Source organism: Clostridia bacterium, from assembly GCA_019683875.1.
In the GTDB taxonomy this organism is placed as follows: domain Bacteria; phylum Bacillota; class Sulfobacillia; order RBS10-35; family Bu92; genus Bu92.
Genome location: JADGHN010000005.1, coordinates 25,419 through 31,475, shown reverse-complemented (window position 1 = coordinate 31,475; position 6,057 = coordinate 25,419). Strand labels below are relative to the sequence as shown.

The window sequence follows — 6,057 nt, the reverse complement described above, 5'->3', positions numbered from 1 at the left end:
ATGGTACTGCGCGGGCGACCGCGTGGGAGAGTAGGACGCCGCCGAAATCTCTTTCAAGAAAGCCGGTTCCCCATACGGGAACCGGCTTTCCGTATTGCTTGGCGCCGGCCCGCCTCCACGCCCGCAGCACAGGAGCGGCGTCGCCGGCATGTGCGCATGGTTCGCAGCCAAGGGGGACGCATCGTGCCGGCGGCGTCGCGGATGTGGATTATGATAGGCAGGGCAACGAGAAGCGACGGCTGAACGAGGACGGATACCTTGAAGCGCAAACCACTCTTTGTCGGCATCGCTGGCGGCACGGGTTCCGGCAAGACGACGCTCGCGCTCCGGCTGGCGTCGGAGTTTCGGCACCGCGTCGTGGTCATCCCGTACGACGCGTATTACAAGGACCTGAGCCACCTGACGTTCGCGGAGCGGGCGCGGATCAACTACGACCATCCGCTCTCCTTCGACCAGGAGCTGTTTCTGGAGCACATGGCCGCCCTGAGGGAAGGCCGGCCGATCGAACGGCCGACGTACGACTATCGCCTCCACCTGCGGCGCAAGGAGACGGTGCGCGTCGAACCCGCGGACGTCGTCATCGTCGAGGGGATCCTGATCTTCGAGAGCGAGAAGCTGCGCTCGCTCTTCGACATCAAGGTGTTCGTGGACACGGACGCCGACGTGCGCGTGCTGCGCCGCATCCTGCGAGACATCCGCGACCGGGGCCGCACGATCGACTCCGTCGTGAGCCAGTACCTGACGACGGTCAAGCCGATGCACGACGAGTTCGTCGAGCCGAGCAAGCGGTATGCCGACCTGATCGTGCCGGAAGGCGGGTTCAACCCCGTGGCGTTGGACGTGCTCATTGCGAAGCTCCGCTCGATCCTTGACGAAGGTGACGGTCGCGCCTGAGAGGGCCACCCTCGCAAATGGGGGGGCCGACCCCCAGAAACCAGCATCCCCCTGCGATGATTTGTCCTTGCCAAGGCAAATCCAGTCAGGAGGGATGCGGATGCAGAGATACCTTCGCTCCATCGCCGCGGCGACGCTCGCGTTGACGCTCGTCGCCGGAGCGGGGCCGATCGCCTTCGCCGACAAGGGCAAAGGCCACGACGAGTTGAAGCACGAGCGGTACACGCGGGAGCACGAGCACTTCGTCAAGGTGACCGGGTTCACGGACCTTACGGAGGGCGACGCGTGGGCCACGCCCTACATCACCCAGCTGTACCTCGCTGGACTGACCAAGGGCGACGGTCACGGGCGGTTCAACCCCAAGGGCTCGATCAGTCAGGCCGAGGCCGTGACCATGGTCGTGCGCACCGTCTACGGCGGTGACGCACGTGCCCTGGCGCAGGCGGCTCAGAAGATCGGCTCGGCGCTGCCCGTCGATCCGCGTGCCTTGCCGGGCGGGAAGGGTCACGGCCACCAGGCGAACATCTACGCCGCCTACCTTTCGATCGCGACGGACTGGAACGTCCAGGCCGTGACGAAGTCGGCCGGCTGGTCCCTGCCGTACGTGGCGCTCGCGGTGTACGACGGCCTGCTGGACCCGTACAGCCTGTTCAACCCGAACCAGGCGGCGGGGCGGGCCTGGGCGACGGAGCTGCTCGTCAAGGGGTTCATCAAGGCGGGCGCCATGAGCCAGAGTGACGTCGACCACGCCGACCTGACGGTGTTGGACCGCTTCAAGGACAAGGGCCAGTTCTCGGTCGAGGCGCAGCCGTACATCGCCGCGGCCGTGAAGGCGGGCTTCGTCGACGGGTATCCGGATCACACGTTCCGCCCGTGGGCGGCCATTTCCCGGGCCGAGTTCTCGGCGCTCCTGGCCCGCTCGGCGGATCAGCGCGGCGTGCTCGGGTCGAAGGTCACCGGCAAGGTTGCCGCGGTGGATGTGGCGTCGCGAACCCTGACCGTCGTGAAGGCTGACAGCAGCTCGACGTCCGCGGCCACGTACAAGGTCAACGCGAACGCGCTCATCTACGTCCGCATCGGGGACACCACGATCTCGAGCGCGGCCGGCGCGCTGAGCCTCGCGGATGTCCAGCCCGGCGACCAGGTGACGATCTATCTCGACAACCAGGGTTCGGTGGCGCTGATCTACGACCGCTTCGAGCTCGACGCGGTCTCCGGGGAGATCACGGCCGTGCATCGCGCCACCTCGACCACCGACGCCACGACGTTCACGTTGACGGACAACGGCGGGCGGGCGCACGACTTCACGCTCGCACCGTACGGCCACGTGTACCTGAAGGGTAGCGAGGTCTCGCTGTCGATGCTCACGGTCGGCGCCCCGGCCACGGTGCAGTACCACGGCAGCGAGGCGGTCATCGTGCGCCTCGGCTCGGGCAAGGACTCGGGCGGCAAGAATGGCGGCGACGACGAGTCCAGCACGACGAAGCTGAGCGGCACGGTGCACGACATCATCGCGCAGAACGCGTTTACCCTGAACGTGGTGGCGTCGTCCAACGGCAGCGCGACGATCGCCTACGTCTACACGGTCCTGACGAACGCCAACACGGAGTTCGAGGGCGTGAACGGCGTCGCGGGCCTGACGGCGGGCCAGCACGTGAAGGTCGAAGGCACGGTTCAGAACTTCGTCATCACCGCGACGAAGGTGGAAGTGGACGACTGAGCCAGTTCGACGCCGTCGCTTGAGCCGCGTGGAACGTGAGCGGGGGACCGGCCGGCAGGCCGGCCCCCGCTTGCATTTAAGAAGCCCGTGGCGACCGCAGCGGGGCGACGTGCCGTGGCACGATTACGAGCCCGTTACACTGCCGTTACAGTTCCGTTACGTCCGCCGGGCGGATCGGCGCGAGTCCTATAATGGCAGTGTCTGGCACAACGGCAGAAACCGGGTGACACGCTTGTCCCGCATCATCAGCGCCGCGCTTCTCGTCCTCCTCCTCGCCAGCATGGCGGGGTGCGCACAGCCCTCACAGGGGTCCATGCTGCCGCTTCCCGCCTTCTCCGAACGGACGCTGAACGGCGTGGACGTGCAGAGGGTGCAGGCGGACGCTTCCTTCAACCTGCCGGACGCCGCCACGGTCGCGCTGGGAACCTCGCCGCGGCTTGCCGTGGCGGGGAAGGAACGCGGCTTTGCCTGGAACGGCGACAAGCCGTACCGTCTGCCCTCCGGCGCGGTGCTCGCCGCCGCCGGCGGGCGCGTCATGATCGCGGCGAAATCAGGCTCCTCCGTCGTGACCGAAGCCTATGACGACTCCGGCCGCGTGTGGCAGACGGACGTCGCGTCCCAGGCGGCCTGGGCGTCGCCAGACGGGCGCGTGATCGTGCTGGACGACGGCTCGTCGCTGCGCGTCGTGCGCGGGGACTCCGGGAAGACGATCGCGACGGTGCGCGCGGCGGCGGGAGCGGAAGTGGCGCTGGCCCGGGACGGCAGCGCGCTGGTGAACGCCGCGGACCGGCTGACGCTCCTCGACGGAAAGGGTAACGTGGCGTGGACGTACCAGCCGAAGACCGACGTGGCGCGCCACGTCGCCATGTCGCCGGACGGCGAGGCGCTCTTCGTCGCATCGGGCTCGCCGGACGACACCGCGTACGCGTTCGCTGCGGACGGCAGCAAGCTTTTGTGGAAGCGCCAGCTGCCGTACGGGGGCGCGGGGACCTGGGTTCTGTCCAACGACGGGAAGGTCGCTGCGCTCATCGGGATCGGCGACATGCGCCAGGTCCTCCTACTGGATACCGCCGACGGTGATGTGATCGCGGCCTGGACGGTGCCGACCGGGTACGTCGTCCGCGGAGCCGTGTTCGGTGCCGACGGGACGCTATGGACGGCCCTGTCCGCGCCGGATGCCGCCACGCCGGTGGCGAAAGGCCGCGCCGCGGCCGGGACCGTGAGCGCGGGAGGGCCCGGGGCACTCGCGGTCCAATGGAACCGCTCAGGCCGGCCCCTCAGGGCCATCGCCACGCAAGGAGATCTCCTGATCGGGCCGCGCGGTTCGTGGATCTGGGACTGGAACGTCAAGTCCGGCGAACTGCGAGGTCTTGAGGTCGACAACGCCTCGCGCTAGAATGGCGGGTGGAGGCCCCGCCCTTGCTCCTCTTCCTCGACTCGGCCAACCTCACGGAGATACGCACAGCTCTTTCCTGGGGCGTCCTGGCGGGCGTCACGACGAACCCCACCCTGGTGGCACGCGAAGGCCGGCGGGATTTCACGGCGTTCGTCCGCGAGTTGAGTTCTCTCGTGCCGGGTCCGGTCAACGCGGAGGTCACAGCCACGGACGCGGACGGCATGGTTCAGCAGGGGCGCGAGCTCGCGGCCCTTGGCGACAACGTCGTGATCAAGCTCCCCTGCACATGGGACGGCCTGGCGGCCTGCCGGCGGCTTGCGGACGACGGCATCGCCACGAATGTCACGCTCGTGTTCTCGGTCAATCAGGGCCTGCTGGCCGCGCGCGCGGGCGCCGCGTACGTCAGCCCGTTTGTGGGCAGACTGGACGATGTCGGCCAGGACGGCATGCAACTTGTACGGGACCTCGTGCGACTCTACAATCAACACGGCATCGGAACGAAAATCTTGGCGGCGAGCTTGCGCCACCCCCGGCACGTCACCGACGCCGCGCTGGCCGGGGCGCACATCGGCACGATGCCGTTCGACACGATGCGGCAGTTGGTCAGGCACCCGCTTACGGATGCCGGTCTTGAACGTTTCCTAGCCGACTGGCGCCAGCTCAACTCATAGGCGTGTCGCCCCGAAACCATCCCAGAGGCTGCACCCGGAACAAGGGCCGGAAGGCAATGGAGGGACCCTGTGGATCTCAACGCGCTTGAATCGATGACGGTTCAGGATCTTTACTCGCTTGCGCGCGAGCTCGGCATATCGGGGTTCAGCAACATGCGCAAGCGGGAGCTCATCTTCGAAATTATGAAGGTGAAGACCGAGCAGGACGGGCTGATGTTCGCCGAGGGCATCCTCGAGGTCATGCCCGAGGGGTTCGGGTTCCTTCGTCCCATCGGCTATCTGCCCAGCGACGAGGACATCTACGTCTCGCCGTCCCAAATCCGCCGCTTCGACTTGCGCACGGGCGACCTCGTCTCCGGCCAGGCGCGTCCGCCCAAGGAAAATGAACGATATTACGGGCTTCTTCGGGTGGAGGCGATCAACGGGGTCCCGCCTGAAGAGGCGATCACGCGAATCCCCTTCGACTCGCTTGTGCCGATCCACCCCAACGAGCGCTTCAAGCTCGAGACGAGCCCCATCGAAATGTCGACGCGCATCATCGACCTGATCGCGCCGATCGGCAAAGGCCAGCGCGGATTGATCGTGTCGCCCCCGAAGGCCGGCAAGACGGAACTGCTGAAGCGGATCGCGAAGGCGATCACGAAGAACTACGAGGACGTCAAGCTGATGGTGCTGCTCATCGACGAGCGCCCGGAAGAAGTCACGGACATGGAGCGCTCGGTCGACGGCGAGGTCCTCGCCTCGACGTTCGACAATCACCCCGAAAACCACGTCAAGCTGGCGGAAATGGTCCTTGAACGCGCGAAGCGCCTCGTGGAGCACGGCGTCGACGTCGTCATCCTGCTCGACTCCATCACGCGCCTCGCGCGGGCCTACAACCTCATCACGCCGCCGAGCGGACGCACGCTGTCCGGCGGCCTCGACCCGGCGTCGCTCTACAAGCCGAAGCGCTTCTTCGGCGCGGCCCGCAACATCGAGGACGGCGGCAGCATCACGATCCTCGCGACGGCGCTCATCGACACCGGCAGCCGCATGGACGACGTCATCTACGAGGAATTCAAGGGCACGGGCAACATGGAGCTTCACTTGGACCGGAAGCTGTACGAGCGGCGCCTGTTCCCCGCCATCGACGTGAAACGTTCGGGCACGCGTCGAGAGGAACTCCTGCTGAGCCAGGAGGAGCTCGACGTGATCTACGCGTTCCGTCGCTTCACGGCGAACATGCAGCCGCACGAAGCTCTGGAGCTGCTCATGCAACGGTTGGCAAAGACGAAGGACAACAAGGAATTCCTCGAATCCGTGCGCAAGGAAATGACGCCTTCCTGACCTGCCCGTGAACGGCGCATGAGAGTCCCCGTCTTTGGGAACCCTGTACA

General features: G+C 66.7%; 5 protein-coding genes. All 5 read left to right on the top strand.

All coding sequences use genetic code 11. The features are described 5' to 3' along the window. The first annotated feature begins 258 nt into the window (after positions 1 to 258). The 5 genes from udk (at position 259) to rho (ending at position 6,007) form a co-directional block, all read left to right on the top strand. The gene (gene udk / locus IRZ18_00905) at positions 259 to 894 is read left to right on the top strand and encodes a uridine kinase (protein ID MBX5475667.1); all 636 of its coding nucleotides are present in this window, start codon (positions 259 to 261) and stop codon (positions 892 to 894) included. Between the two features lie 100 nt (positions 895 to 994). Then, entirely contained in the window at positions 995 to 2,614 is a 1,620-nt protein-coding gene (locus tag IRZ18_00900; GenBank protein MBX5475666.1) for an S-layer homology domain-containing protein, read from the top strand. Positions 2,615 to 2,846: 232 nt separating this feature from the next. Next, positions 2,847 to 4,010 carry a hypothetical protein gene (locus IRZ18_00895; GenBank protein ID MBX5475665.1) on the top strand — a complete coding sequence of 388 codons (1,164 nt, stop codon included), beginning with the start codon at positions 2,847 to 2,849 and terminating at the stop codon, positions 4,008 to 4,010. 23 nt (positions 4,011 to 4,033) lie between these two features. After that, the gene (gene fsa / locus IRZ18_00890) at positions 4,034 to 4,681 is read left to right on the top strand and encodes a fructose-6-phosphate aldolase (GenBank protein MBX5475664.1); all 648 of its coding nucleotides are present in this window, start codon (positions 4,034 to 4,036) and stop codon (positions 4,679 to 4,681) included. A gap of 69 nt (positions 4,682 to 4,750) precedes the next feature. Next, the gene (rho, locus tag IRZ18_00885; protein ID MBX5475663.1) at positions 4,751 to 6,007 is read left to right on the top strand and encodes a transcription termination factor Rho; all 1,257 of its coding nucleotides are present in this window, start codon (positions 4,751 to 4,753) and stop codon (positions 6,005 to 6,007) included. The last annotated feature ends 50 nt before the right edge of the window (positions 6,008 to 6,057 follow it).